This window comes from Variovorax endophyticus (assembly GCF_025376855.1).
GTDB lineage: Bacteria > Pseudomonadota > Gammaproteobacteria > Burkholderiales > Burkholderiaceae_C > Variovorax.
Genome location: NZ_JAHUTH010000038.1, coordinates 29324 through 56321, shown reverse-complemented (window position 1 = coordinate 56321; position 26998 = coordinate 29324). Strand labels below are relative to the sequence as shown.

The following is a 26998-nucleotide window of genomic DNA, read 5'->3' as shown; positions in this document are numbered from 1 at the left end:
GCCCCACCCAGCCGCCTGCTCGGAGAGGTGCCACCGGAAGCATGGGTGCGGGTCCTGTCTCGCATGAGTCCGGTCGGCCATTCATCCCGCGAACAACGTCCGGTGGACGTGATCGATCACGCCAGCGCCGAGTCGCTTCGCGCGATCGGCGTGCCCGCACAGGCCCGGCCGCTGGAAGAGGTGATCGACCAGATGCTGGAGGAGATCTACCCCTGGCGTGCGCGCATGGACCATCCCCGGTTCCTGGCCTTCATTCCGGGACCGTCTTCGCCGCTGTCGGCCCTGGGCGACTACTTGACCGCCGTTCACAACGTCCACGCCGGCAGCTGGTTGCAGAGCTCGGGAGCCAGCGTCATCGAAGCGGCGCTCATTCAATGGCTGGCGGCGCAGGTCGGGCTCCCGCCTTCGGCGGGCGGCCTGTTCGTGTCGGGGGGCTCCATGGCCAACCTGACGGCGCTCGCGATGGCACGCGATTTCAAGCTAGAGCCGGCGCAACGCCTGCAAGGCGTGGCCTACGTCTCGGAGCAAACGCATTCATCCGTTGCCAAGGGCCTGAAGATCCTCGGGCTTCTGCCGCATCAGATTCGCCGCATGCCCACCGACGCCGCGTTCCGCATGGACATGACGGCCCTGGCGGCCGCGGTCGAGCAGGATCTATCCGATGGGCTCAGGCCTTTCGCCGTGGTTGCAAGCGCGGGCACGACAAACACCGGCAGCATCGATCCACTGCGACGGATTCGCGCCCTGTGCGATGCGCACGACATGTGGATGCACGTGGATGGCGCGTACGGCGCATCCGCCGCGCTGTCGCCATCGCATCGGGGTTTGCTCGACGGCATCGGCGAGGCCGACAGCCTGAGCTGGGATGCGCACAAGTGGCTGTTCCAGACCTACGGCTGCGGGATGGTCTTCGTGCGGCAGCGCAAGCACCTCTCGCAGGTCTTCCATACCCGCCCCGAATACCTGCTCGATGCGCAGGCCGACACCGACGCCGACCAGATCAATTTCTGGGATCTCGGCGTGGAACTTACGAGACCGGCACGCGCGCTGAAGCTGTGGCTCACCTTGCAGGTGCTGGGCTCGGACGCCATGGGCGAGGCCATTGCGCATGGTTGCCGGTTGGCGACCTGGGCTCAGCACGAGCTCGAGAAGGATCCTCGCTGGGACATCGTGTCGCCCGCACAGCTGGGCATCGTCACCTTCCGCATGACGGATGCGGCCATGAGCCCGGAGGCGCTCGATGCGCTGAACAGCGAGATTTCATCGCGGGCACTTCAGGAGGGCTTTGCGACGGTGTTGACGACGCGCTTGCGACATCGAACCGTGCTGCGAATTTGCGCCATTCATCCGGATGCCACCGAAAGCGACATGCGGGAGACGATCCAGATGCTGTCGTCGTACGCCGATGCGGTACTCGCTTCGGGTGTTCATATCTCCAAATCCTTTTCGTAACGAACCACCGGCCGTGCCCCTTGAGCCGGTCGCTAACAAGGGATGCTTTAATCGCCCGCGATGCGACGTAAGACTGAACAAGGGAACCCCGGCGCGTCTCGATCTATAGCCCTTCTCCGTCCGCACCACACTGACTGTGACAAATCCGCGCCGCCCCCATCGCACCCGCCCCACTCTCCTCTGCCACGGCGTCACGCCACCACCAACGGCAACGTCAACCGCGCCTCCAACCCTCCAGTACGCCGGTTCTGCAGCAACAACTCCCCCTGCATCGACCGCGCCAACCGCCGCGCAATCGCCAGCCCAAGCCCAGACCCAGGCTTGTCCTCCTGCCCCTGCCGCCCCCGCACCCACGGCGCGAACACCGCATCGATCTGCGCCGGCTTGATCCCTGGCCCCGAATCCACCACCGCCAGCACCAGCCGTTGCGCATCGACGTGCGCACACACACGCACGTCGCTGCCATAACGCAACGCGTTGTCGATCAGGTTCGCCAGCACGCGCCGCAACGCGAGCGGGCAGGCGACCACCGGCTGGCCAATGCGGCCGTCGAGCGCGATGGCGCGGCCGGCGTCGCGGTAGCCGCGCACGAGGTTGTCGAGCAGGCCGTCGGCATCGACGCGCTGCAGCGGCTCGGCCACGCTGCGCTGCATGCGCGCGCTGGCGACGCTGGCCTCGACCAGCTCCTGCATCTCGGCAAGATCGCGCTGCATCGCTTCGCGCAGCGTAGGGTCGTCAAGCATCTCGCAGCGCAGGCCCATGCGGGTGAGCGGAGTGCGCAGGTCGTGGGCATACGCGGCCTGCACGTCGAGGTGCTCGGCCTCGCGCTCGACGCGGCGGCGCCGGCCCTTGTTGATGGCACGCGCCAGGCGCGCGATGGCGCGTGGGCCGCTCTCGGGCAGCTCGGGCATGCGGGCATCGCCGCCGTGCGACTCGAGGGCGCGGGCGATGCGCACGGCGCCGGCGCGGTAGGCCAGTAGCTCGAGGCCGAGGAAGGCACCGATCAGCGCGAGCACGACGAGCACGGACACGCCGAGGATCCACAGCAGGCCGTCGTCGATGCCGCAGACCATGGGCGCGAGCGTGGCGGCGTGCGTGTTCTGGCCGAGGGCGGCGAGTGCCAACGCGCGAGCGGCGTACAAGGCCAAGCCCTGCGTGCGCGGGATCGCCTTGGCGGGTGTTTCGGATACGAGGTCGAGGGGTGTCTGAAGGCTTCGGGTCATCTGGAATCTCCTGTCGCCGACGCACCGGCCGGCATGGAAGCGATGACATCACGCGAGGTGGGCCGCCCACCATCGCACCAGCGTTCGCCCAACCCCTACGAAGGTTTGCCTCCGGCATGCGCGCGGCTGGCGCGAGAAGAGACGATGGCGCGGGCGACGAGCCTCAGCGCCGCGCCTCGGCGTCGCGCAAGGCGTGCCGGATCCAGGCCTCGAGCTCGGCGGCGTCGATCGGTTTCTCGATCAGGCACAGCGCGGTGCTGGCGCGCACGCGCTCGCGCGTGTGCGCCGAGGCATAGGCGGTGATGAACAGCGTGGGCACGCGCAGGCCGTCGCGGTCGAGGCGCTCGAGCAACTCGATGCCGTCCATGGTCGCCATGCGTATGTCGCACACGAGGCAGCGGGTCTGCCGCTGCAGGCCCGAGGCCAGGAATTCCGATGCCGATTCGAACGCGCGCGCCTCCCAGCCGAACGAGCGCACCAGGCTGCTGGTGGCGGCGCGCACGAAGGGGTCGTCGTCGACGATGGAAACGAGATCGATGGCTGACAGGGACAAGAGGCTTCCCGTTCTCTACCGGGCTTAGGACGAAGGCGCAGGACACGCGGGCACGACCCGGGCTTGCAGAATACCGGCGGCACGGCGCGGCGCCATCATCTCTAGGTATGGTGCGCGACGGCCGGCTGCGCGCGCGGCAGGCCCTGCACGACGCCGAGCGCTTCCATCTTGCGCACCAACTCGGCGACCGAGCGCGATTCCATCTTGCGCATGGCCTGGCCGCGGTGGATCTTCGCGGTGATCTCGGCAATGCCCATGCGGTCGGCGATCTGCTTGTTCATGAGGCCCGAGGCCACGTGCTGCACCACCTCGCGCTCGCGCGGCGTGAGCAGGGCCCAGCAGTCGCGCGAGGCCTGGAGCGCGCGGTCGGTGTCGAGCCGCCTGGCATCGGCATCGAGCGCGGCGGCCACGGCGTCGAGCATGTCCTGGTCGCGAAAGGGCTTGGTGAGGAAATCGACGGCGCCGGCCTTCATGGCGCGCACGGTCATCGCGATGTCGCCATGGCCGGTCATGAAGATGATCGGCATGTGCGGCCGGCCGGCATCGCGCAGGGCCTGCTGGAACGCGAGGCCGCTCTGGCCGCGCAGCCGCACGTCGAGCACCAGGCACGAAGGCCCGGGCGCGCGCGGTGCGGCCTGGAACTCCTCGGTGGTGGCGAAGGCGCGCACCTCGAGGTCAACTGAGCGCAGCAGGCTGCCGATGGCGGCGCGCACCAGGTCGTCGTCGTCGACGACGAACACCACGCGCGCGTCGCCGGCCAGCGGGGCGCCCGGGGGTCTGGTGAGGAGGCTTTGGGAAGAGGTCATGGGGCGAGGCCAGGTTCGGACAGGGGCAAGGTGAAGACGGCGCGCGTGCCCGCGGGCTCGCGCCGCGACAGCGACAAGGTGCCGCCATGCGCGTCGAGGATCGACTTGCAGATCGCCAGGCCCATGCCCATGCCGTCGGCCTTGGTCGTGAACAGCGGCTTCAGCAGGTGCTCGCCCGCTTCTTCGCCGATGCCGGTGCCGGCGTCGTCCACGGCCACGCGCACGCGGCCCTCGCCACCACCACCATCATCTCTGCCGCAGCTCAGGCACAGCGGACGCGGGCCCGGCGGCAGCAACGCCATGGCCTCGGCACCATTCATCAGCAGGTTGACCACCACCTGCTGCAGCTGCACGCGGTCGCCATGCACGAGCACGGCGGCCTCCAGGCCGCGCAGCTCGAGCGCCACGCCGAGCGTGTCGAGCGGGCCGGCCACCAGCACGGCCGCTTCGCGCAGGGCCTCGTTGAGGTCGAAGGCCGCGAGCCGCGGCTCGGCATTGCGTGCCTTGGCGCGCAGGGCCTGGATGATGCTGCGGGCGCGCAGCGCGCTCTTGCCGATGTGGGCGAGCATCTCGCGCGCTTCTGCGATGTCGGGCGGGCTGCGGTCGAGCCAGCGCAGGGCGGCGCTCGCGGAGGTGTCGACGGCGGCGATCGGCTGGCCGACCTCATGCACGATCGACGCGACCAGTTCGCCCATGGCCTTGAGCCGGGTGGCGCGCTCGAGGTCGGTGAGCGCGCCGCGCAACTGCTCCTCGGCGCGGGCGCGCTGGCGGTTCTGGTCGAGCAACTCCTCGTACAGGCGCGCGTTCTCGAGCGCGAAGGCGGCCTGCGAGGCGATCACCTCGAGCACCTCGGCCTTGGCCGGCGTGAACACGTGCGAGGCGAGGTTGTTCTCGAGGTAGAGCACGCCGACCAGGCGCGCATGGCGCATCAGCGGCACGCACAGCACCGAGCGCGGCCGGCGCCGGCGGATGTAGTCGTCCTGCGCGAGCGAAGCGTTCTCGCGCGCATCGTCGATCACCATGTGCTGCTGGGTGCGCGCGACGGCCTGCACGATGCCGAGCGGCAGAACCTCGGGGCCGAAGGCCGCGGCCTCGTGCGTGACGGCGATCGTGCCGTCGACCACCGAGGCCCGCGCGCGCAGCTGCCAGGCCTCCTCGCGCAGCAGCGCCAGCGTGCCCTGCTCGGCGCCGGCGTTCTCGAGCGCGGTGCGCAGCAGGGTGTCGACCAGGCGCTCGGGCACGATCTCGCTGGCCAGCGCGTTCGAGATGCGCAGCACGGCCTGCGCGTCGAGCGCCTGCAGCCGGCTGCCGGCGCCCACCTGCTCGTCGCTCTCGAACAGGCCCGGGTATTCGGCCTGCAGCCGCCGCACCTTGGCCATGGCGCCCCAGCGCTGCCAGGCGCCGCGCGCATGCCGCAGGTTGCCGTAGGCCGACAGCTCGTCGCCGCGCGCCGCATGGAAGGCACCGGCACGTTCGGCCGCCAGCGCCTCCACCTGCGTGAAGCCGTGGCGACGCGCATGCGTCACGGCGCGCGCATAGGCCTCGACGGCGGCCGCGGGATCGCCGTCGATGCGCAGGCGCTCGGCGCGCACCAGCTCGTGCCGCGCGAGGAAGTTGCCCGGGCAGGCCAGGGCCCAGGTCTCGAGCTGGGCCAGGTCGCGCCGCAGCGCGGCCTGCTGCGCGGCGTCGCGTTCGGGCAGGGCGAGCAGCGCCAGCGCGCCGTAGAACGGCAGGTCGCCGCTCTCGGCGAAGGTGCGTGCCGAATCAGCGCAGGCCTCGGCGCGGCGGCGCGCCTCGAGGGCGTCGTCGAGCCGGCCGAACAGCAGCGCGGCCTGCAGGCGGTAGACCCAGAACGCGAAGTCCACCAGCGTCGCGGGATCGCCCTCGCGCGGCACGCGCGGCTGCGCCTGCGGGTCGCCGTCGCTGCCGTCCTGCAGTTGCGACAGCAGCTGCTTCTGCGCGAGCAGCGCATCGATCACGAGCTGGAAGTTGGCGTCGCGCGCGATCGCCAGGCCGCGCTCGACCGTGTCGCGCACGTCGCCCAGCAGCTCGCCCGCGAACAGCATGCCCGTGGCCTGGTTGCGCCCGCAGTAGATCGCGAAGGTGTGGTCGCCGCTCGCCACGGCGAGCTCGTAGGCGCGCCGGATGTAGTCGCGCGCCGCGCGCGCGGGCTGCGACCACGGAACGACCATGGTGCCGAAGGTCATGTAGACCCGGCCGCGGTAGCGCGCGAGGCCACGCTCGTCGACCAGGTGCAGCGCGAGCGCGCCGAACTCGCGCGCCGTGGCGTAGTCGCCGTAGCGCACGCCGAACACCTGGGTCATGCAGACGTAGCCGTCGGCCGAGGCATCGGCATGGCCGTGCGCGATGCCCAGCCGCGCCATGTGCAGCAGGATCAGGTCGACCAGGTTCTGGTCGGTGTAGAGCGCGGGCGGGATCAGGTCGGCAAAGATGTCGGTGATGGCACGGCGCAGCGGGTCGGCCACGATCGGCAGTTGCCGGAAGGCGGCCATGCCGTGGCGCTCGATCCAGGCCTGCAGCGCCGCATGCTCGCGGTCCACCGCGGCGGCATCGGGCTGGCGCGGCAGTTCGATGCCGGCCTTGCGCAGGAAGGCCAGGCCGACGTCGAGCGCGCGGTCGAAGCGGCCCAGCGTGGTGTAGAGCGCCGCGCGCAGGCGCGTGAGATCGGCGCCGAAGACGCCTTCGCCCGCGACCTGCTCCAGGGCCGCCAAACGTGCCTCGGCCAGTTCGAGCGCACCGGTCATGAACTCGGCCTCGCCGCACAGGGCGCGTGCATGCAGGCCATCCTCGCTCGCGTCGTCTTCGCCCAGGAAGGCCAGCGCGGCGCGGAAGAAGCCGAGCGCCGAGTGATGGGCGGTGGCGGCCTTGGCCTGCCGGCCGGCCTCGAGGTTGAGCCGCGCGAAGGCGCGGCGCTCCTCGGGCGCGTCGACGGCCGGTCGCGCGAGGCTGGCCTGCACGGCGAGCGTGAAGCGCTGCGACGGCGCGCCCTGATGCATACCCTGATTCGCGAGCTGGCGGCGCACGATCTGAAGGTGCAGGCCCGGACGCTCGCCGGCCGCGAGCGAGAGGTAGGCGGCCTCGCGGATGCGGTCGTGCCAGAACACCCAGTCCTCGCCCTCGCGGTGCACGCTGCCGGCTTCGTGCGCGGGCTCGAGCACCGCATCGAGCGCACGGGCCGACCCGGGGCCGGGCGCCAGGCCCATGGCCACCGCGAGCGATTCGGTCGAGGCGCGGTGGCCGAGGCAGGCCAAGACGCGCAGCGCCGCCTGCGCTGACGCGGGCAGCAGCTCGAAGCGCCGCGCCATCAGCTCGGCCACGTTGTCCACGCCCGGATGCGAGGCGAGGCGCTCGAGGCTCCAGCGCCATGAGGCGCCATCCGCGTCGTAGACGAGCACGCCGTCGTCGGCCAGCAGGTGCAGCAGGTGGTGCGCGAAGAGCGGATTGCGGCCGGTCTTGTGGCCGATGGCGCGTGCCAGTTCGTCGACCTCGCCGGGTGCCTGCTGCAGCGCCTGCGCGATCATCTCGCGCAGCGCGGCTTCGTCGAGCGGGCCGAGTTCGATGCGCGCGGCGCCGGGCACCTGCGCGAGCGGGCCGGCGCGCAGCGGATGGTCCTCGGCCACCTCGCCCGCGCGATAGGCCCCCACCAGCAGCAGGGCCGCGTCATCGTGCTGGTGCAGCAGGCGCTCGAGCACCTGCAGCGTGCCGGCATCGGCCCATTGCAGGTCGTCGAGCAGGATCACGAGCGGCCGCGCCGAACTCGCGAAACAGGCCAGCAGCCGCGCCATGCCCTGCAGCACGCGTTCGCGCTCGAGGCCGGGGGCGGCGTCGGGCGCATCGGGCGGCTCGGGCTGCGCGCCAAGCACGACGGCGAGCGCGGGCAGCAGGCCCGCGAGGGTGCGGTCGACCGGCTTGGCCGCGGCGGCGATGCGGCGGCGCCAGAGCGCGAACGCGTCCTCGGCGCAACCGAGCACGAACTGCAGCAGCTGCTCGAGCACGTCGACCACCAGCGCATAGGGCCGGCCGCGGCGCCCCTCCTCGCTCTTGGCCGTGGCCAGCAGCGGCGCGCACGATTGCTGCATGCGCAGCATGGCCTCGCGCAGCAGCGTGGACTTGCCGATGCCCGAGTGGCCCGAGACCCAGGCGACGCGCGAGCGCGCATCGAGCGCAACGCCGCGGTACAGCGCGAGCAGGGCCTCGAGCTCGGCATCGCGGCCCAGCACGCGCGTGAGGCGGGGCAGCCGGCGCAGCGCCGAGTGGGCATCGAGCGCGAAGCGCGGGATGGCGCCGCGCTCGCGCAGCAGGGTGTCGCAGCGGCGCAGGTCGGCCAGCACGCCGGCGGCGTCCGCGTAGCGCTGCTCGGGCGCTTTCTCGAGCAGCTTCATGATCAGCAGCGAGAGCTGTTCGGGCACATCCGCCACCAGCTCGCCCGGCGCGCGCGCGGTGCGGGTCGCATGCGCATGGACGCGCGCCGCGGCATCCTCGCCCTGGAACGGCGGGCGGCCCGTCAGCAGTTCGTAGAGCACGCAGCCCAGCGAATAGAGATCGGCGCGCGCGTCCACGCGCAGGTTCATGCGCGCGCCCAGCTCGGGCGCCATGTAGTGGAAGCAGTCCTCGTCCCAGGCGGCCTCATCGTGATCGGGCGCGGCCTCGGCGTCCGCCAGGGTGGCGGCATGGCCGAAGCCGGTGAGGCAGGCCCGGCCGTCGGGCGCGAGCAGCAGGCGGTCGGGCGTGATCGCGCGGTGCAGCACGCCGGCCGCGTGCATCGCGCCGACGGCGGCGACCAGCCGCAGCGCGAGATCGAGGAAGGCGGCCGTGTCGCTGGCGCGGGGGCCGCTGCCGCGCAGGGTCTCGCCGCCCGGGTCGCGCAGCACCAGCAGCGCGCCTTCGCCGTGCGGCATCAGCGCGACGGGGAGCGCGGCCCAGTCGTCGCGCAGCACATGGCGCAGGCCGTACTCGCGCTGCAGCGATGCCGCCGCGGCCGGCGTGGCCTGGCCCCGGCCCGCGACCAGCGAGGTGGGCCCGGCGCCCGCGCGCGCGCGTTCGAGCCGCGGCATGCCGCCGCTGAGCTCGCGAAAGTCCTGGAACCGCATTTCCGGCGGATGGGCCGGCCCTTCGGGTGGATCGGACGCCGCCGCGCTGTCACGTGTCCCGAGTTCCTGATCCTGCATGGTGTGAGCCTCCTGCCGGCTGCTTCCGACTGACGGCCTCGATTGGAACCGCGCTGGCCGCGCGAGAGCGGCGACTGGCGTTGGCGGGTGTTAGGCGTTGTTAGGCGACGGCGCGGAAGCGGGTTTTTGTCGTCGCGGCATGAAAAGTAATGTGCTCATGGGCGGCCTGGACACACAGGCATACAGAGGCCGGCGGGCACTCGCGGGGGCACCCCTAGATTCAGCGCCATCGGCCGATGCCGACCACCCTCCTCCCCCTGTTCAAGCAAGGAAAGACACCATGACCCCGATCTCCCGCCGCCTCGGCGCCCCCCTCCTCGCCGCCGCCTTCGGCCTCGCCGCTCTCGCACCGCTGGCCACTTTCGCGCAGCCCGCGCCCGGCGCGCAGCCGCCCAAGCCCACCATCGTGCTGGTGCATGGCGCCTTCGCCGATTCCTCGAGCTGGGACGGCGTGGTGCGCGATCTGCAGAAACGCCACTACCCCGTGATCGCGGCCGCCAACCCGCTGCGCGGGCCGGCTTCCGACGCGGCCTCGGTCGCCGCCGTGGTCGATTCGGTGAAGGGGCCCGTGGTGCTCGTGGGCCACTCGTACGGCGGCTCGGTCATCACGGCGGCCGCCAACGGCAAGCCCAACGTGAAGGCACTGGTCTACGTGGCGGCCTTCGCGCCCGAGGCCGGCGAAACCGCGCTCGGCCTCACCGGCAAGTTCCCGGGCAGCACGCTCGGCCCGACGCTCGCGCCGCCGGTGCCGCTGGCCGACGGCGGCAAGGACCTCTACATCGACCAGGGCAAGTTTCCCGCGCAGTTTGCCGCCGACGTGCCGCTGGCCCAGGCGCGCCTGATGGCCGTGGGCCAGCGCCCGATCGCCGAGGCCGCGCTCAACGAGCCCGCGCAGACGCCGGCCTGGAAGTCGGTGCCCTCGTGGTTCGTCTATGGCGACCGCGACAAGAACATTCCGCCGGCCGCGATGGCTTTCATGGCCGAGCGCGCGCATGCGAAGAAGACGGTGGTGGTCAAGGGTGCCTCGCATGTGGTGATGACCTCGCAGCCCGCGGCGGTAGCGCGCGTGATCGTCGAGGCCGCGGGCGGTTGAGAAGGAGCACGGCATGAACCACATGAACAACGCAAAAAAACACTAACGGCGCGAAGACGGCACTGGTCTTCGGCGGGGCACGCGGCATCGGGGCCGCCACCGTGCAGCGCCTCGCGGCCGACGGCCATGCCGTGGCCTTCACCTACGTGTCGCGCCCCGACAAGGCCCGTGAACTCGTGGCCACGGTGGAGGCCGGCGGCACACAGGCGCTGGCGATCGAGGCGGACAGCGCCGATCCCGCGGCGATCCGGCAGGCCGTGGCGCACGCGGTCGAGCGCTTCGGCGCCATCGACGTGCTGGTGGTCAACGCCGGCCTGCTGCGCATGGGCACCATCGACACGGTGAGCCTCGAGGACCTCGACCGCATGCTCGACGTGAACGTACGCGGCGTCTACCTCGCGATCCAGGCGGCGCTGCCGCACCTGCGCGACGGCGCGCGCGTCATCACGATCGGCAGCAACGTGGCAATCCGCACCGGCCTGGCCGGCGCGAGCGTCTACCAGCTGACGAAGACCGCGGTCGCTGGCCTGGTCAAGGGCGTGGCGCTGGATCTCGCGCCGCGCGGCATCACGGTCAACAACGTGCAGCCCGGTCCGACCGACACCGACATGAATGCCGGTGCGATCGACGCACTGGCCGGCATGAGCCCGCTCAAGCGGGTCGCGCAGCCGCGCGAGATCGCGGGCCTGATCGCCTACCTGGCGAGCGACGAAGCCCGCTATGTGACCGGCGCGAGCTTCACGATCGACGGCGGGCTCACGCTCTGAAGACCGCGGCGCGACTTCATTCGAGCTGGATGTCGGCCCGCTTGATCAGCGCATTCCAGCGCGCCTCTTCCGCCGCGATGTGCGCGCCGACCTGCGCCGTGGTCGCGGGCCGCGACAGTTCGACGCCGCCCACGGGCTTGACCTTGCCGTAGAAGGCGTCGCTGGCCACGACCTTGTTGGCGGCGGCGTTGAGCTTGGCGAGCACGTCGCTCGGCGTCTTCTTCGGGCCGACGAGCACGAAGTTGACCGTGGCCTTGAAGCCCGGCATGCCCGACTCCTCCATGGTGGGCAGCTCGGGATAGGCCGGGTCGCGCTGGCTGGCGGCCAGGCCGAAGGCCTTGAGCTTGCCGGCGCGCACGTAGTCCATGGTGCCGGTCGGCAGGAAGGCGTAGGTCACGCGGTCGCTTATGAGGTCGAGCTGGACCTGGTTGGCGCCCTTGTAGGGCACGTGCAGGGTCTTGACGCCGAGCTCCTTGTTGAACATCTCGGCCATCAGGTGGATCGGCGTCGAGATGCCCGAGGAGCCATAGGAGTACTTCGACGGGTCGGCCTTGAGCAGCGCCATGAACTCCTTGAGCGTGGTGGCCGGCACGTGGGGCGCGGTCACGAGCATGAAGTTGATGGTCAGCACGTCGGACACCGGCGCGAAGTCGCCCACGCCCTGGTAGGGCAGGCTGGCGCGCAGCGAGGGCGCGACCACGGCCGGCAGGTTGGCGAAGAACAAGGTGTAGCCGTCGGGCGCCGCGCGCGACACGTAGCTGCCGGCGATGGTCTGGTTGGCGCCGGGCTTGTTGTCGACCAGCACCGGCGTGTTGAGCGCGAGCGAGAACTCGCTGGCGAAGGCGCGCGCGACGATGTCGGTGGGGCTGCCCGCCACGAACGGGACCACGAGGGTCACGGGCTTGGCGGGAAAACCCTGGGCCAGCGCCGCGGCGGGCCCGAGGGCCAGCGCGAGCGATCCGGCCAGCCGTCGAAGGAAGGTCTTGCGCGAAATGAAGGGTGGCATGTCGTCTCCGTTGTTCTGCGATGTCCGCGGCGGGCTTGCCCGGGCCCTGCGCAGAATATCGAGCACCCCCGCGGCGTGCGCTCGGGGCGGCGCGCGAAAGTTCAACCCATGAAATTCCGCTGTCCGGGGTCGGGCCGGGGCGCGGGCCGGACGGCTATCGTCCAACGCAGCATGACGACATCCTCGACACCGCGGCTTTCGCCGCCGCTTCCGCCCGGCGCCTGCGACTGCCACACGCACGTCTTCCTCGACGAGCGCGAGTTTCCCTTGCTGCCCGCGCGCCGCTACACGCCGCCGCCGGCATCGATCGAGGCGCTGGCGCAATGGCATGACACGCTCGGCATCGCGCGCGTGGTGATCGTGCAGCCCAGCGTCTACGGGCTCGACAACGCGGCGACGCTGCAGGCATTGCGACAACTGGACCCGGCGCGGGCACGCGGCGTGGCGGTGATCGACGACGCCACCACCGACACGCAGTTGCGGATGCTGGACGCGGCCGGCGTTCGCGGCGTGCGCGTGAACCTCGAGATCGACCGCGAGGGGGATGCCCGCCGCGCCACCGCGCAGCTCCGGCGCACGGCCGAACGCGTGGCGCCGCTGGGCTGGCATGTGCAGGTCTATGCGAACCTGCCGCTGCTGGCCGGTTGCGCCGCGGCGATCCGCGAACTGCCGGTGCCGGTGGTGCTCGATCACTACGCGGGCGCGCAGGCGGCGGACGGGCCCGACACGCCGGCGCTGGCCGCGGTGCTCGCGCTCGTCGAGGAAGGGAAGGCCTACGTCAAACTCTCGGCGCCCTACCGCTGCAGCACGCTGCCCGGCCATGCCGACATGGAAGCGCTGGCGCGCCGCTTCATCGGCTGCAACCCCGAACGCATGCTGTGGGGCAGCGACTGGCCGCATCCGCAGCCGGGCGCGGCCGCCTCGGCCACCGAGGTCAGCGCGCCGCACGCGGTCGACAACGCCGGCGTGCTCGCGCAGTTGCGGCGGTGGTCGCCGGACGCGCGGACCTTCGATCGCATCCTCGTGGACAACCCGGCGCGGCTCTATGGCTTCGACGGCGACTGAGGAGCGAGCCGCGGTGTCTTCGCTGATCGCGCGCATCGCTCCATCGCAGAATGCATGGTTCGCGCCCGCCGCGCCCCTGTCCGGTGGGCCTCCCCCGCATCTGCCCGAGGAAGCACCGCCCATGGACATCGACCAGCCGACCCTCCAGGACGCACCCAGCGCCACCGAACGCCCCGGCACGCGCAGCCTGGGCCGCGCGATCAAGCTGATGCGCGTGGTCGCCTCGCGGCCGCAGTTCGGCTGGCGGCTGTCCGACCTGGCCATGGCCTGCGAGCTCGACAAGGCGACCGTGCACCGCATGCTCGCCTGCATGGTCGAGGAACGGCTGGTGACGCAGCGCGCGGCCGACCGCCACTACCTGCCGGGTCCGCTGATGCACGAGCTGGGACTGGCGCTGCCCGACCACCTGCTGTTCCAGCGCCGTGCCGAAGTGCTGCTCGAGGCCTTCGCGCGCCGCCTGCGCGGCATCGCGGTGCTGCTGCTGCGCAGCGGCAACGAGCTCGTGTGCAGCGTGCGCCAGGGCCAGCTTCCGCTGACCGGCTCGGTGCTCTACCCGGGCGCGCGCCGGCCGCTGTTCACCACGGCGGGCGGGATCGCGATCCTGCAGACGCTGGACGCGGCGCAGGCGCGCGCGGTGCTGCTCGACAACGTGGCGCAGGAAGTGGCGCGCTGCGGCTCGGGGCGGCTCGCGTCGCTGCAGCGCATGCGCGAACGCTCCGACCGGCACGGCTTCGGCGTGAACCTCGGCGACGTAGTGCCCGGCATCCATGCCTTGGCCTCGCCGGTGCGCGGCGCCGATGGCGAGGCCTTCGCCGCGCTGTGCCTGCTCGGCACGCCCGAGCTCTATGGCGAACGGCACCTGGCGCAGCTGCGCGGCGAACTCGAGGCAGCGGCCGCCGAGCTGGGCACGGAGGCGCGCGCTTTCAATCTCTGAAGCGCGGCGCCCTCCCCTTCGGGCGGCTGGCGGCGCGCTTCGCGTTTTCAACCGATCGAAGAAGGAGCAACGGATGACGCGGATATGCATCGTGGGTGCGGGGGCCGTGGGCGGCTATGTGGGCGCGCACCTGGCCAGGGCGGGCGTGGACACCACGCTGGTCGACGCCTGGCCCGAACACGTGGAGGCCATGCGGCGCGAGGGCCTGAACGTGAGCGGAATGAACGGCATGGACGGCGCGGGCGCGGTGCAAGCGAAGGTGCGCGCGCTGCACGTGGGCGAGGTGGCGCAGCTCGCGCGCGAGGCGGCCTTCGACGTCGCCTTCATCGCCGTGAAGTCCTACGACACGGCCTGGGCCACGCAGCTGATCCTGCCGCTGCTGGCGCCCACGGGCTGCGTGGTGTCGCTGCAGAACGGCATCAACGAGGACAGCATCGCGGCCATCGCCGGCTGGGAACGTACGCTGGGCTGCTCGGTGAGCGCGCTGGCGGCGGAGCTGGTGGCGCCGGCCCGCATCGTGCGCAACTCGCCGCTGGGCGACGAGAAGAAATGGGGCATGCGCGTGGGCGAGCTGCATGGCCGCGTGACGCCGCGCGCCGAAGCGATCTCGGCGCTGCTCGCGCATGGCGACACCAGCCGGGTCACGACCAACCTCTGGGGCGAGCGCTGGTCCAAGCTCACGATCAACGCGATGCGCAACGGCGTGTGCGCGCTCACGGGCCTGAGCGGCAAGCAGCGCGACATGAACGAGGTGGCGCGCGAACTCACGATCCGGCTCGGCAGCTCGAGCATCCGCGTGGGCCGCGCGCTGGGCCTCGCGCTCGAGCCGGTGGGCGGGCTCGACCTCGACCTGCTGGCGCGCGCGGAGGAGGACGCCGCGGCGCGCGAGGCGATCACGCGCATGATCCTCGAGGTGGCGAACTCGCGCAGCGATGGCCAGCGGCCCTCGATGGGCCAGGACATCCAGAAGGGCCGGCGCACCGAGACCGAGTACATCAACGGCCTGGTGGCGCGGCGCGGCGAGGAGGTCGGGGTGGATGTGCGCTACCACCGGCGCGTGAACGAGATCATCGGGCGCATCGAGCGCGGCGAGCTGGTGCCGAGTCCGGACCTTTTGGCCGAGGTCATGGGGTGAACCGCATGGCGCGCGCGACGCCGCGTGTTTAGGATCGGTCTCCATCGGCGGCTCGCCGCCCCAAGGAGACCTGCATGCTCGACATCGCCTCGCTCCAGCGACTGCTGGAACCGATCTTCCCAGGCCTGATGGGCGTGCGCCTCACGGTGCTGGAGCCCGATCGCGTGGTGGCGCAGATGGAGGTGCGGGCCGACCTCTGCACCGCCGGCGGCATCCTGCACGGCGGCGCCTACATGGCCTTTGCCGACACGCTGGGCGCGGTCGGCACGATCGCGAACCTGCCCGAGGGCAAGCGCACGACCACCACCGATTCGAGCACCAAGTTCATCGCGGGCGCGAAGCTGGGCACGACCGTGACCGGCACCTGCGTGGCGCTGCACCGCGGCCGCACGACGATGGTGTGGCAGACCTCGGTCACCAATGCCGACGGGCGGCTCTGCGCGCTGGTGACGCAGACGCAGCTGGTGCTCGACTGAGCGAGGATCAGGCGGCTTTCTTGCCGCCCTCGGCCTTTTCGGCTTTCTCTGGCGTCTTGTGCTCGGCCAGGCCCGGCTCGTGGAGCTTCGGGTTCTTCACGTCCTTCATGAGCTTCTCGCCCTCGGTGTCGCGGCCATCGGTGGGCACCGACTCCTCGCTGCCGACCTCGGGTTCCTCACGCGGAAGCGGCTCGGTGTTCTCTGCGTGCTCGGCGCTGCGGGTGCTGGCTGCCATGGGGACCTCCTTGTGCGGATGAAAGGCTCAGCCTCGCCAGCGGTCATGGCGCGGCACGCCATCCTTCGACGACAGCGCGTGCAGGACATTGGCCATGGTCGGCCGGTGCTTCGCTACTTCTTGAGCAGGGTCACGATGCCGGTCACCACCGACACGATCGCGGTCACGATCGGCGTGACCAGCGTGATGAAGTCGCGGATGCGCTCGGTGTACTGGCGCAGCCGCTGCGCCTTGCCCGGCGCGGGCGAACCGTCGGTGAGCGCGCTCGCGAGGCGGTGCGAGAGCCGGTCGATGCCGCGGTTGCGGCGATGGAACACCAGCAGGCCCGTGAAGATGCCGGTGATGTGGCTGAACGCGATGCTCGTCACGTAATAGAGGATCTCGCGCCATTCGCGCGCCCCCTGGGGCATCAGCGGCACGTCGTCGGCATAGGCGATGACCGCCGCCATGCCGAATACCGACAGCACGGCGATGGCCACGGCCATCAGCAGCTGGTAAGGCAGCCGCACCCTGAACAGCGCGACGAACAGCATGCCCAGGCCCAGCGGCAGGATGACCGAGGCCACGCGCAGGTACAGCTCGTTGAGATCGAGCAGCACGATGGTGACGGCATGCATCGCGACCAGGCACAGCACGGGCAGCACGAGGAACAGCAGCACCGAGCCGATGCCGGGGCGCTGGGGTTGTGCCGGGGTTGGCGGGATCGGAGGTTCGGCCGCTTCCAGCGCCGCGACCACCGGCGCGGCCGCCGTGCCTTGCCCTGCGCTCAGCGCACCCTCGAGTTCCGCAACGCGCCGCGACAGCGCCTCGAGCTCGCGCCGCAGCGGCGCGAAGAAGAACAGGTCGCGCCCGCAATGCCGGCAAGCCAGCGCCTGCTCGGCGATGGGCTCCGCGCAGTAGGGACAGGCGACCGTGCGCGGCGCGTCCGGCGAGATTGCGGCGACCCCCATGCGGACTACTGCGCCTTGAACTGGATCAACTTGCTGCTGACGCGCCCCTCGGCATCGCCGACCTGCACGCGCAGCTGGTGCTCGCCCGCGGGCACGCGCGCGGCGTCGATCGCGATGCCGGTGTCGCTGATGTAGGGCCGCACGCGCTCGGTGAGATCGACCACCGGTTCCTTCATGTACTGCACCTTCACCGTCTTCGGATCGATCACGACACCGCCGCGCGGCTTGAAGCCGATCTTCAGCGCAACCGCCTCGCGGCCGGCCTCGGTGCTCGGGCTCGCGACCTCGATGCCGGGCCCGCGCGTGAGGCCGGCGCGCTTGTTCTCGAGATAGGCCGAAGGCAGCTTCGCTTCGGCATCGGTGATCAGCTCGAGGCTGGAGGCGGCATGGCAGTACGCCATGCCGCAGAGCAGGAAGACCAGTGTTGTGAACTTTCCTCTGAACATCGATTGCCTCGCCATTGGTCATTGCCGAAGACCAAAGTCTCGCGCCATCGCGGCGGGCCTCGCGCTACGAAAGCTCGTAGTCGTGGAGCGGCGCCGGCGCCCTTAGCTTTGGGGCATCCACCGCGCGAAAGATGCCCTTGCCCACGCTGCTCCATCGATTCCTTCTTTCATTGCTCCTGCTGCCGCTGGCCGCCGCGGCCGCGCCGCCGTTTCCGCCATTGGGTGCGGCCTATGCGGAAGTCGGCGGTCTCGTTCGCGAGTCCGACGAGCTCGAGAAAGCCGGCCGCTTCCGCGACAGCGACGAACGGCTTCGGCGCGCACTGGGGCAGCTGCCGCGCGAGCAGGCCGCTGCGCCGTCGATGGAGGCCTTTCTCGCGAAGGACCTGATCCTCGGCCGGCTCGCCGACAGCAGCGATGCGCGCGCCGACGATGCGGCGCTGCTGGCCTGGCTCGAACAGCGCGCGGCCTGGCGCGATGCCTTCTGGGGCCGCGAGGCCCATGCGGCGCTGTCGGGACGCAACGCACTCGCGCTGCAGTTGTGCAAGGTCGGCCGCTGCCGCGAAGCGCTCGCGCTGCAGGAGGAGATCTACCGCCTCACCTTGAAATCGGCCGGCCCCACCGCGCGCAACACGCTGGTCGCGCGCCACAACCTCGCGGGCACGCTCGGCGAATCGGGGCGCTACGGCGAGGCGCTGGCGATCGGTGAAGAGCTCGCGGCGGCCGCGCAGGCGCAATGGGGCGCCGACGATCCGACCACGCTGCGCATGCGCAACGCGGTGGCGGTCAGCCTCACCGACCTCGGCCGCTTCGCCGAGGCGCTGAAGCTGCACGAGCAGGTCTACGAAGCGCGCCGCCGCGTGCTGGGCCCGCAGGCACCGGACACGCTGAGTTCGCTGGCCAGCCTGTCGGCCACCTACTCGGCGCTGTACCGCCACCGCGAGGCGCTGGCCTATGCGCAGCGCGTGCACGAGCTCACGGCCGCCGCCCATGGCGACACCGATCCGCGCAGCGCGCGGGCCGCGAGCGCCGAGGCCATCGAGCTGCGGCGCATGGGCCGGCTCGGCGCAGCACACGACAAGGCGCGCACGGCCTGGACGCAACTCGCGGCCGCGCGCGGCGCGGGCCATCCCGACACGCTCTACGCGCTCAACGTCTACGCGAGCGTGCTCGAGGCGCAGGGACGGCACGAAGCGGCGGCGCAGCGCTCGCGCGAGGCGCTCGACATCCGCGTCGCGCTGATGGGCGAGCAGCATCCGCTGACGCTGGCCGCGGTCCACAGCCTGGGCCGCTCGGTGCTGTCGGCCGGCGATGCGAACGAGGCGCTCGCGCTGTTCGAGCGCGCGCACGAGGGCCGGCGCGCGCTGCTGGGCGACGCGCATCCCGAAACGCTGCTGTCGCTGATCGAGCGCATGGGTGCCGCGCTGGCGGCCGACCGGCTCGACACGGTGAAGCCACTGATGCCACGGTTCCAGCGCGACGTGGAAGCGCTGCGCGCGCAGCACGGCCTGAGCGTGAAGAGCCGCCGCGCGCTGTTCGAACGCTATGTGGAGGGCTACCGCCACCATGCGCTGGCCAGCGTGCGCGACGGCGAGAACGCGCGGGCTTTCGAGATCGCGGAGCTGTCGAAGGCCCGCACGCTGATCGAGAGCACGGCGCTGCAGCAGGCCAACCGCGGCCGTCTGTTGCCCGCGAAGGAGCAGGAAGCGGTCGACCGCCACGAGGCCGAGCTGGCGCGCATCGACCGCAGCCTCGACGAAACCGGCGCGCAGGTCGACCGCCGCCAGACGCTGGAGGCCGAGCGCAACCGCGTGGTGCTCTCCTATGCCGACCTGCAGCGGCGGCTGCGCGCTCGGTATCCGAAGTACGCGCAGCAGTCGCAGCCGCACATCGCTTCATTGGCCGATGCGAAGCGGCTGCTGCCGGTCGACAGCGTGTTCTTAAGCTACCTGCTCGATGGCGACCGCGTGATGGCCTTCGTGGTCGACGGCAGCGGGCTGCTGCAGGCCACGGAGCTCGCACCGCTGCCCGGCCTGGCCGACAGCATCGATGCCTACCGGCGACTGGTGGGCGATGCGCTCGGCGAAGGACAGGCGGTGTGGCAGCTCGACCCCGAGCGCTATCGCGTGGCACCGGCCGTGCAGCCGCCGCAGAAAGGCGCGCAACGCGTGAGCGATGCCGCGCCGATCGGGCAATGGCTGTCGAAGCGGCTGATCGCGCCGCTGCAGGCGAGCATCGGCGCGCGACGGCGGCTGATCGTCTCGCCCGATGGCGCGCTCGCGATGCTGCCGTTCGAGGCGCTGCCGCTCGACGGCGAGCTGCTCGCGCAGCGTTACAGCGTGGGCTATGTGCAGTCGCTCTCGATGATGGAACTGCTGCAGCGCCGCTCGGCCAGTTACGGCCGCCTGCCGCCGCGCAAGGCGATGCTGGCGATCGGCAATCCGGTGTACGAAGGCCAGGCTGGTGCAGCACAGCCATCAGCCAATCGCGGCGCGACCGCCGGCGACGATGCGCTGCTGTCGGCCCGGGCCTCGGCCGAGAGCGAGGAAGGCATCGGCGCGGCGGTCGAGGAACTGCGCGAGAACAGCTGGGAGAACCTGCCGGGCACGCAGCGCGAACTCGAGAGCATCGCGCGCGTGTTCCGGCATCGCCAGGTCGAGGTGATCAGCGGCGCCGATGCGACCGAGCAGAACCTGCAGCGGCTCGACCGCGGCGGCGAGCTCGCGAAGTACCGCCACCTGCTGTTCTCGGTCCATGGCTACCTGAGCCCGAGCGTGCCGGCGCTGAGCGCGCTGGTGCTGGGCCAGGTCGACAACCCGCCCTCGGTGGACGGCTATGTCACGGCCGCGGAATGGCCGGGCTACACCTTGCGCAGCGACCTGGTCGTGATGTCGGCCTGCGAGACCGGCATCGGCAAGGTGGTGGCGGGCGACGGCGTGATGGGACTGCCCTATGCGCTGTACGTGGCGGGCAACGTCAACACGGTGATGACGCTGTGGCCGGTCAGCGACGAGAGTACGGCCCGCTTCATGGAGGCTTTCTTCGCGCGCATCGAGCGCAGGCTGCCGGTGGAACGCGCGCTGGCGGAGACCAAGCGTGCCTTCGCCGAGGGCGAATACGGCGAACGCCTGCGCAAGCCCGCCTACTGGGCGCCGTTCGTGCTCTACGGCACCTGAAGCGCCGGTTGCAACGGCACGTGCCGCGCCATCGCCTCGGAGGTGGCGCGGTCGCGCGGGAACCACATCTCGACGCGCAGCGAGGCCGGCGTCACGTCCTGCGGCAGCGCGAACACGCTCTGCATGACCTCGAAGGACAGCGCGCCGAACTCGGTGTCGAAGACGAAGCTGAAATACGGCACGCCGACCGCGCGGCCGCGCTCGGGCATGCGGCCCGGGTAGCGGCGTTCGAGGGCGCGTGCGAGCCATTCGACGCGCGACGCTAGCGCGGGCCGGCTCCAGGTTTCGGCGCGCAGTTGCGTGAGCAATGCGGCGGCCGTGGCCTCGGGTTCGCGCGCGCGCGAGAGCAGCCCTTGCGGATGGCCGATGGCCGTGATGATGTCCAGGCCCATGCCGCCACCGCCTGCCGTGCGCCAGAGCCCGGGCATCACGACCGACGACAGCCAGCGCGCGCCGCGGTTCTGCTCCACCGTCTTCCAGTCGGCATCGAAGGCCAGGCCCGGATGCGGCAGGTGCGCCTCGAGCGTGCGGCGCACGGCCTCGCGCACGAGGTTGGCTTCGGCGCCCTGCGTGTCCTCGTCGGGCTGCGGCAGTGCGAAGCCGCATTGCAACAACGCTGCGTTGCGCACCGACACCGGCACGCCCAGCTCGGCCATCCACGCGAGGATCAGGCCGCGGCTCGGCAGCGCGCGACCCGATTCGAGGAAGCTGATGTGCCGCTGCGAGACGTCGAGGCGCCCCGCCAGCTCGAGCTGGCTGATGCCGTGCTCGAGCCGCGTGCGGCGCAGGATCAGCGCGATGCTCACACGGCCGGCCGTTCGCCCATCGCGGAGATCGTGCCCTGGGCGACAGCCACCAGCTTCTCGACGCCTTCGGCGTCGATCGCGAAGATCTCGCAGGCACAGACGGCCTGGCGCTTGCCGCCATGCAGCACGCGGGCGCGCGCGAGCAGTGTGTCGCCCTGCGCGGGGCGCAGGTAGTTGATTTTGTACTCTGCGGTGACGACCGCATCGGACAGCGCGCTGCCGCCCGCGAAGGTCAGCGCGTTGTCTGCCAGGTAGCTGAGCACGCCGCCATGGGCGAAGCCGTGCTGCTGCTTGAGCTCGGGCCGCAGCGCGAGGCGCAGTTCGGTGAGCGCGGGGCCGAAGGCCAGGATCTCGGTGCCCAGCAGCACGCTGAAGGGCTGGGCCTGCAGCACCGCGCGTGCATGCGCCAACTGCTTGGGCTCGCTCATGGCGCGGGCTTCTTCGGCGCCATCTGCGCGGGGTCGTAGAAGAACTGTTCCGACGCGATGCGCTCACCCGACCAGCGCTGCCAGGCGATCTCCTCGATGCGGCTGCTGCTGCCGTCGAGCCAGTCGAACTCGAAGATCCAGCGGATCGCGACATGGTCGCCCTGCACGAAGGCCGGCCGCACGCACTGCGAGCGGACCGCGGATGCGCGGGCCAGCGTGGCGCGCTCGCGCGCGATGTTGGCGGCCAGGCCCACGCGCGGGGGCGACTGGTTCTCCTGCATGGACGAGTCCTCGGTATAGAACTCGGCGAGGGCTTCGGCGTGGAAGTTGGACTCCACGCGCGCGATGAATTTCTCGAGGGTTTCTGCTGTGGGCATGGGAACGGCTTTCGAATCCGGGAGGGGCGCCAGGCCGCGACGGGCCGGCCGACGTCGGCCATCATGCGACGCGACGGCCGGGTTGTCGATGACCTCCGACGTAGTCGGAGGCCCTCCCGCTGCAACTCAGGCCGTGGCTGATCCGGGCGTCGTGCGTCGCGCGACGCGACGCAGATCGTGCGTGTTGAGACGTCGAACCTGCGTTGCCTGCGCTTCGTCCATTCCCTGTGCAGCCTGGTGCAAGAAGCGCTTCATCGCCTTGTGAAGGCCCGAAGCGGACCAGGGGCTGGGCCGGGGCACCCCGGGGGAGAAGCGCGCCAGCACCGCGATACCGTGATTGCTTCGCGCGTTGACATGCGGCTCGAGTCCGTGACGCGCCAGTTCCTGCTCCAGTTCGTACACATGCTCAGCCGCAATCGGCAACCGCTTGGTCACGCGTGCAGAATCCCTCACCTCAAGCAGCCAGGGTTCTGCGCGGTGGGCACCTCCCTCGCCTCCGGGCGGCACCAGGTCTTCGCAGCGCAGTGCCGTCACCTCGCCGAGCCGCAGGCCGGTGGCGCGGATCCAGCGCAGCGCTCGGCGGAGCCGGCGCGCCGCCTCGTCGTCGCTATGCCGTTCCAACTCCCGATCAAGGTGATCCCATGGCATCGGATCTGCCCGATCAACTTGCGCTACCACTGGCGGAGTCGCGGGCAAGGCGTGTGCCGCAAAGGGGCTGTGCGTGAGATATCCCCGTTTCACAAGGTGGGCGAACAGGCCACGCAAGATCACCAGGGCCTGCCGCTGTGCCGCGGGAGAGAGTCCACCTTCAAAGGGTCGCCATAACGGTGACCAGCGTTGATGGTGACGCGGACCGCACCATTCGGCAGGCGGTGATACAAGAAATCTCTGGTAGGCAGGCACATCCTCAGCCGTGAGCGACGATAGGGGCTTGCCTCGCTCGAGCGTAGCCCACAAAAGCATACGCTCGGCCTCCTTGCGATAGGACCGTTGCGTGGCGCTGAGCACCGACGGCACGGACGAAGTGACCGCCCCCAGAGAAGTGCTTCGACTGCCAAGCCACTCGACGATGGCCTCGACATCGTTGCGCGCGGACGGGTTGCTATCGGCCGAAACTGCACTGCGAAACGCCCCTTGGCTGCCATCCAAGGCGGGTGGCAGCATCAGCTTCTCCAGCGGTCGAAGTTCCAGCGCAGGCGGCACCACCGCATGGAGTTCATTCAGCGCCAGTTGTGATCGTTTGCGCAGGGCGTGTCGCCCCACGGGCAGGCCAAGCGCTTGCTCATTCGCCTGCAGCCACTCCACCACGCGTGCCGCCTTGTGCGCGCCGATACCGGGCACCTTGGCCCACCAGCGCGCGCCGCTCTGATTAACGCGCTCGACCAGTTCTTGCAGCGTGCGCAATTGAGCCCTTTCCAGCCGGCCCGCCAGCAAGGGATGCAGCCACGCGCTGACGGGATCGTTGGGTCGTGGATCTTCAGCTGTCAGATCCTCGAGCCAGCGCAAGGCTTCCAGTTGGCGCTGCACGACCCGGGCCCGGCGCGAGCTCGCGCCGCCCTGCGCGGCGCCGTCGCTGGCACCCGCTTTCGGATGAGCCGCCTCGTACGCCTCGATCTGCTCGGCATGGGAGAAATCTTCCAGCCCCTGCTCGCGCGCGAAATCCTCCAGGGTTGGGAAACTGGGTGCGCTGGCGAAGCGCTCTGGGTCCAACAGGATCAGCCGCGCAGTACCAGGGCGGCGCTCGCGCCGCGCAGCGGCCGCGAAGGCATCGCGCATCCACCCGATGGTGCGCCGAACATTGCGCATGTCGGCCGACTCCCCCTCGAGCCGCAGATACCGATCCCAGCTCGCTCGAGCGTCGAGACCTTGGATCAACGCGCGCATGAACGCGAAGTGCGCGCGTTGCAGGCGTTGACGGTGGGTTTTCATGTGAAAAATCGGAGACGGGACGATCGCGACGCCGCGGCACGTCCTGCCGGACCACGCGCGCAACCCCGCCGCATCGGATGCTCTACCCTGACTGATTCTAGCTGGCGTCCCACGGCGTACCCGGCCGGCAAGGCGCTCCACAGGTCTTCACCCCCTTCCCGCGTTCATCGCGAAAAGAAGCGATCGATCATCGCGACATCGATCACGCGTCCGATTCGCTCGAGAACGTCCGGCGGCGGCTGGATCCGACCGAGTTCTATGCGAGAGATCATCGCGCGAGACACGCCGGCGCGTCGTGCCAACTGCCTTTCGGAAAGGCACGCCGCATTCCGAAGGTCGAACAAGTTCTTACCGCTGCGCATATCCCATCGGTCTCGTTGCAAGCTCAATGGGTCCCGAATTTTCAGGGGGCTTTGTGCGTCCCCGGGGGGCGAGGAAACACACGACGACCATTCATCCGCTCCAGGACCTAGCTGGCGGCCAAGCCATGTCACGTCGATCCACTGTCGCATGACGTCTTCATGACTTCAAGCTCGAGGCGACAGGCCTCGTCGATGATCAACGAATAGAGCGCTTGCAGAAAGCCGCCACGAATGCCATGGTCCGCGGCGAACGCAGACGCGAGTCGCTGAACGCGATCCATCCGCCAAGGCTCCAAGAGTGACATACCGTGCTTGCGCTTGTGGAGACCAATGCGCGTGCTGCAGTCCAACCGCTGCCGGAGTGCGTGGAGCAGACGTTCGTCAATGCCATCGAGTTGATCGTGAAGCGCATTCAGTCTCGCGAGGGCTTGGTCGGGGCTGGCGCTCACTGTCCGACTGTCGAGCGCATAGAACGAAGATGGGGGTTGCATGAGTCCGATGGAAGAAATTCTTGGACCCCATCCTTGTCGCTTCCGTGATCGACCGCAAGGCTTGCATGAGATGCAAAGTCATGTCGCTCTGACCTGAACGCGCGGCAAGCTCGAAACCGCGCCGGACAACGATACAAGTCAGTCGGAGCCATGCGCCTTTCGTGTGACGCAATTGTGGTCGGGGACTATGGCACCGTGGTGGCCTCTCCCGCCACGGCACACTGGTCCTTTTCTCGCCAGGAGACGGTCCGTGGTAGCGCTACCGTTTTGATCTGCACACGGCGAGCAACGTTGGCAGCCGTCACCGCCCCGCGATCCACGCTTGTCTCCGGTGCCAGATCTGGTAGTTCTCAAAGTCAGTGCGCTTTCATCTAATCCTTCAAGGCAAACTCAGTGAAAGCGAATCATGCACATCGTGGCAGGCACCGCGAACTCTTTGTCGACTAGCGCATTCGCGGCGATGGCGCACTACCGGTATCGCGTATTTGTCGAAAAGCTTCATTGGGAGCTTGAGAACGATGGCGTCACCGAACTCGACCAGTTCGATCGTCCGGACACCATGTACGTGATGGCGCGCGAGCGAGATGCTCGTCTGAAAGGTGTAGCCAGACTTCTACCCACCAATCAGCCTTACCTGCTGAATGACGTTTTCCCGGAGCTGCTTGACGGCCATCCACCCCCAAATAGCGAAAAGGTATGGGAGCTGTCAAGATTCTCAGTCATCGATCTCGACGCTCCCCGCCTCGAAAGCCAAGCCTCACACGACGCCCCCGAACGCGCCCTGGCACTGCTGGACGTCGTGATGCGCATGGCCGCCTTCGGCGGCGCGGACGAACTCGTCACCGTTTCGCCCCTCGGCGTCGAGCGAATTCTTCGTCGAGCCGGCGTTGTCGCACATCGCATGGGCAGGCCAGTTTGTCTGAACCAGCACTTCCTGTACGCATGCAGGATCGAAATCGCGCCTTCGATCCGCAGGCGGACGGGCCATTGACCTTTTCGATGAACCCTCACGAGCGGCTTTGGCGTGTCAGCCGCTACCTTGCCGCAAGGCGACAGCAAGGCTGCCGAAAAGCATTTTGGCACCGCGGTCCAATCTCATATCAGCAGTCGGAGACGAACCAAACACGCTACCGCCGCAGCCTTGTTCGCAACCCGCAACTTTCGGATTGCGTTCTTTACGTGATAGTTGACCGTATTGGGCGAAACGCCGAGCAAGATAGCCACTTCGTCCGACGTCTTCCCGTCTGCCGTCCAACGCAAAACATCCAGTTCCCGAGCCGTGAGAGCCGGGCACAGCCGTCGCTCGCTCGGCCAGAGTACCTCCGAAAGGTGTTGGTGTGCCGCATCCGACAACCATTGCACCTGCGCGCCTCGCGCCGATACTTCCGCTGCGGAGAGCGGCTCATGCGAGCGTGCCAGCGTAAGCATTCCGACACTTCCGGTGGCATCAAATGACGACTGGGCCCAACCCGCAAGCAATCCTGCCTCGCGGGCCTCCGTCCAGAGCTGCGGGACATCCTTGAATACATCCTGTCGCCAGATCAACGGCGCGCGCGAGCGAACGCCGTGCGCTACGGTCGGGTCGATTGAGAGATAGTCTTGCTCACGATAGCGTTGCTGCCAAGCCGGCGCATAGTTGTTGACCATCAACGTCTTGGGATGGGCAAAAGAGTTGAAGACCCGAAATCCATAGGCACAGTGCTCGAACCCCAAGCATCGCGCACCACGGGCAATCGCTTCGAATTTGGACTCGACTCCCGTTGCGCGTTGCAACGCATCGTCAATCTCCAAAAAAAAGTTGTTTGTTCGAATGAGGCTGTCGCTCCGTCGGGGTTTCGAGAGCCGCAGCGCATTGCCATGGCGGTGACCCAGAAACGGTAGGTAGGATTTTTTCTTCACTGCCGGACTTTCATTCAACAAATGTCTACGTCCGTCGGTCTTTGCTTCACCAGAGCATGAATGCAGAAAACCAAACCGGTCGCAGGCAGTCTAAGAACAGACTTCTTTCGTCACACCGACAAATATTCCATTCTTCCCGCCACGGAAGCGTGCTCGCGGCCATTTCGAAACGACGACGTCTAGGATCGAGCAAGGGCACCAAT

24 protein-coding genes are annotated in these 26998 nt (G+C 69.6%); 9 read left to right on the top strand and 15 right to left on the bottom strand.

Annotated features, from left to right (window positions below):
* The first annotated feature begins 102 nt into the window (after positions 1-102).
* Entirely contained in the window at positions 103-1452 is a 1350-nt protein-coding gene (locus KV106_RS35015; RefSeq protein WP_261216339.1) for a pyridoxal phosphate-dependent decarboxylase family protein, read from the top strand.
* Between the two features lie 191 nt (positions 1453-1643).
* On the opposite strand, the gene KV106_RS35010 is transcribed toward KV106_RS35015, so the two are convergent.
* The 4 genes from KV106_RS35010 to KV106_RS34995 form a co-directional block, all read right to left on the bottom strand.
* Positions 1644-2675, bottom strand: coding sequence for an ATP-binding protein (locus KV106_RS35010; protein WP_261216338.1), 1032 nt, complete (start codon positions 2673-2675; stop codon positions 1644-1646).
* Between the two features lie 163 nt (positions 2676-2838).
* Positions 2839-3228, bottom strand: a complete 390-nt coding sequence (locus tag KV106_RS35005) for a response regulator transcription factor (RefSeq protein WP_261216337.1) — start codon at positions 3226-3228, stop codon at positions 2839-2841.
* Positions 3229-3329: 101 nt separating this feature from the next.
* A complete protein-coding gene (locus KV106_RS35000; RefSeq protein ID WP_261216336.1) occupies positions 3330-4034 on the bottom strand; it encodes a response regulator transcription factor in 705 nt (234 codons plus the stop codon).
* Positions 4031-9145, bottom strand: a complete 5115-nt coding sequence (locus KV106_RS34995; RefSeq protein WP_261216335.1) for a trifunctional serine/threonine-protein kinase/ATP-binding protein/sensor histidine kinase — start codon at positions 9143-9145, stop codon at positions 4031-4033. Before KV106_RS34995 ends, KV106_RS35000 begins: the two co-directional genes overlap by 4 nt.
* 358 nt (positions 9146-9503) lie before the next feature.
* On the opposite strand from KV106_RS34995, the gene KV106_RS34990 reads away from it, so the two are divergent.
* Complete coding sequence (locus KV106_RS34990) at positions 9504-10316, top strand: alpha/beta fold hydrolase (protein ID WP_261216334.1); 813 nt, start codon at positions 9504-9506, stop codon at positions 10314-10316.
* 62 nt (positions 10317-10378) lie between these two features.
* Positions 10379-11083, top strand: coding sequence for an SDR family oxidoreductase (locus KV106_RS34985; protein ID WP_261216361.1), 705 nt, complete (start codon positions 10379-10381; stop codon positions 11081-11083).
* Between the two features lie 16 nt (positions 11084-11099).
* On the opposite strand, the gene KV106_RS34980 is transcribed toward KV106_RS34985, so the two are convergent.
* Entirely contained in the window at positions 11100-12089 is a 990-nt protein-coding gene (locus KV106_RS34980) for a Bug family tripartite tricarboxylate transporter substrate binding protein (RefSeq protein WP_261216333.1), read from the bottom strand.
* 171 nt (positions 12090-12260) lie between these two features.
* On the opposite strand from KV106_RS34980, the gene KV106_RS34975 reads away from it, so the two are divergent.
* From KV106_RS34975 to KV106_RS34960, 4 genes are all read left to right on the top strand, one after another.
* Positions 12261-13154: an amidohydrolase family protein gene (locus KV106_RS34975; RefSeq protein ID WP_261216332.1), complete on the top strand. Its 894-nt coding sequence runs from the start codon at positions 12261-12263 to the stop codon at positions 13152-13154.
* A gap of 121 nt (positions 13155-13275) precedes the next feature.
* Entirely contained in the window at positions 13276-14088 is an 813-nt protein-coding gene (locus tag KV106_RS34970) for an IclR family transcriptional regulator (RefSeq protein WP_261216331.1), read from the top strand.
* A gap of 73 nt (positions 14089-14161) precedes the next feature.
* On the top strand, positions 14162-15223 hold the full coding sequence (locus tag KV106_RS34965; RefSeq protein ID WP_261216330.1) for a ketopantoate reductase family protein: 1062 nt from the start codon (positions 14162-14164) through the stop codon (positions 15221-15223).
* A 74-nt stretch (positions 15224-15297) separates the two neighbouring features.
* The gene (locus KV106_RS34960) at positions 15298-15699 is read left to right on the top strand and encodes a PaaI family thioesterase (RefSeq protein WP_261216329.1); all 402 of its coding nucleotides are present in this window, start codon (positions 15298-15300) and stop codon (positions 15697-15699) included.
* Positions 15700-15706: 7 nt separating this feature from the next.
* Here the strand turns inward: KV106_RS34960 and KV106_RS34955 are convergent, their stop codons facing one another.
* From KV106_RS34955 to KV106_RS34945, 3 genes are all read right to left on the bottom strand, one after another.
* Positions 15707-15934 (bottom strand): hypothetical protein, encoded by a 228-nt coding sequence (locus tag KV106_RS34955; RefSeq protein WP_093353225.1) that lies wholly within the window; start codon positions 15932-15934, stop codon positions 15707-15709.
* A gap of 113 nt (positions 15935-16047) precedes the next feature.
* Complete coding sequence (locus KV106_RS34950) at positions 16048-16884, bottom strand: zinc ribbon domain-containing protein (RefSeq protein WP_261216328.1); 837 nt, start codon at positions 16882-16884, stop codon at positions 16048-16050.
* A 5-nt stretch (positions 16885-16889) separates the two neighbouring features.
* Complete coding sequence (locus tag KV106_RS34945) at positions 16890-17330, bottom strand: hypothetical protein (protein ID WP_261216327.1); 441 nt, start codon at positions 17328-17330, stop codon at positions 16890-16892.
* 137 nt (positions 17331-17467) lie between these two features.
* On the opposite strand from KV106_RS34945, the gene KV106_RS34940 reads away from it, so the two are divergent.
* On the top strand, positions 17468-20503 hold the full coding sequence (locus tag KV106_RS34940) for a CHAT domain-containing tetratricopeptide repeat protein (protein WP_261216326.1): 3036 nt from the start codon (positions 17468-17470) through the stop codon (positions 20501-20503).
* Here the strand turns inward: KV106_RS34940 and KV106_RS34935 are convergent.
* The 6 genes from KV106_RS34935 to KV106_RS34915 form a co-directional block, all read right to left on the bottom strand.
* Positions 20491-21309, bottom strand: a complete 819-nt coding sequence (locus KV106_RS34935) for a helix-turn-helix domain-containing protein (RefSeq protein ID WP_261216325.1) — start codon at positions 21307-21309, stop codon at positions 20491-20493. The genes KV106_RS34940 and KV106_RS34935 overlap by 13 nt on opposite strands.
* Positions 21306-21737, bottom strand: a complete 432-nt coding sequence (locus tag KV106_RS34930; RefSeq protein WP_261216324.1) for a PaaI family thioesterase — start codon at positions 21735-21737, stop codon at positions 21306-21308. The genes KV106_RS34935 and KV106_RS34930 overlap by 4 nt, the downstream gene beginning before the upstream one ends.
* On the bottom strand, positions 21734-22114 hold the full coding sequence (locus KV106_RS34925) for a nuclear transport factor 2 family protein (RefSeq protein ID WP_261216323.1): 381 nt from the start codon (positions 22112-22114) through the stop codon (positions 21734-21736). The genes KV106_RS34930 and KV106_RS34925 overlap by 4 nt, the downstream gene beginning before the upstream one ends.
* Positions 22115-22240: 126 nt before the next feature.
* Positions 22241-24043 carry a site-specific integrase gene (locus KV106_RS34920; RefSeq protein ID WP_261216322.1) on the bottom strand — a complete coding sequence of 601 codons (1803 nt, stop codon included), beginning with the start codon at positions 24041-24043 and terminating at the stop codon, positions 22241-22243.
* A gap of 164 nt (positions 24044-24207) precedes the next feature.
* Positions 24208-24405 (bottom strand): helix-turn-helix domain-containing protein, encoded by a 198-nt coding sequence (locus KV106_RS40120; RefSeq protein ID WP_409976589.1) that lies wholly within the window; start codon positions 24403-24405, stop codon positions 24208-24210.
* Positions 24406-24533: 128 nt separating this feature from the next.
* Positions 24534-24896, bottom strand: coding sequence for a chorismate mutase (locus tag KV106_RS34915; RefSeq protein WP_057595955.1), 363 nt, complete (start codon positions 24894-24896; stop codon positions 24534-24536).
* 406 nt (positions 24897-25302) lie between these two features.
* Between KV106_RS34915 and KV106_RS34910 the strand changes: the two genes are divergently transcribed.
* Positions 25303-25887, top strand: a complete 585-nt coding sequence (locus KV106_RS34910) for an acyl-homoserine-lactone synthase (protein ID WP_261216321.1) — start codon at positions 25303-25305, stop codon at positions 25885-25887.
* A gap of 104 nt (positions 25888-25991) precedes the next feature.
* Here KV106_RS34910 and KV106_RS34905 read toward each other — a convergent pair whose 3' ends face one another.
* On the bottom strand, positions 25992-26795 hold the full coding sequence (locus KV106_RS34905) for a LuxR family transcriptional regulator (RefSeq protein ID WP_261216320.1): 804 nt from the start codon (positions 26793-26795) through the stop codon (positions 25992-25994).
* Between the last annotated feature and the right edge of the window lie 203 nt (positions 26796-26998).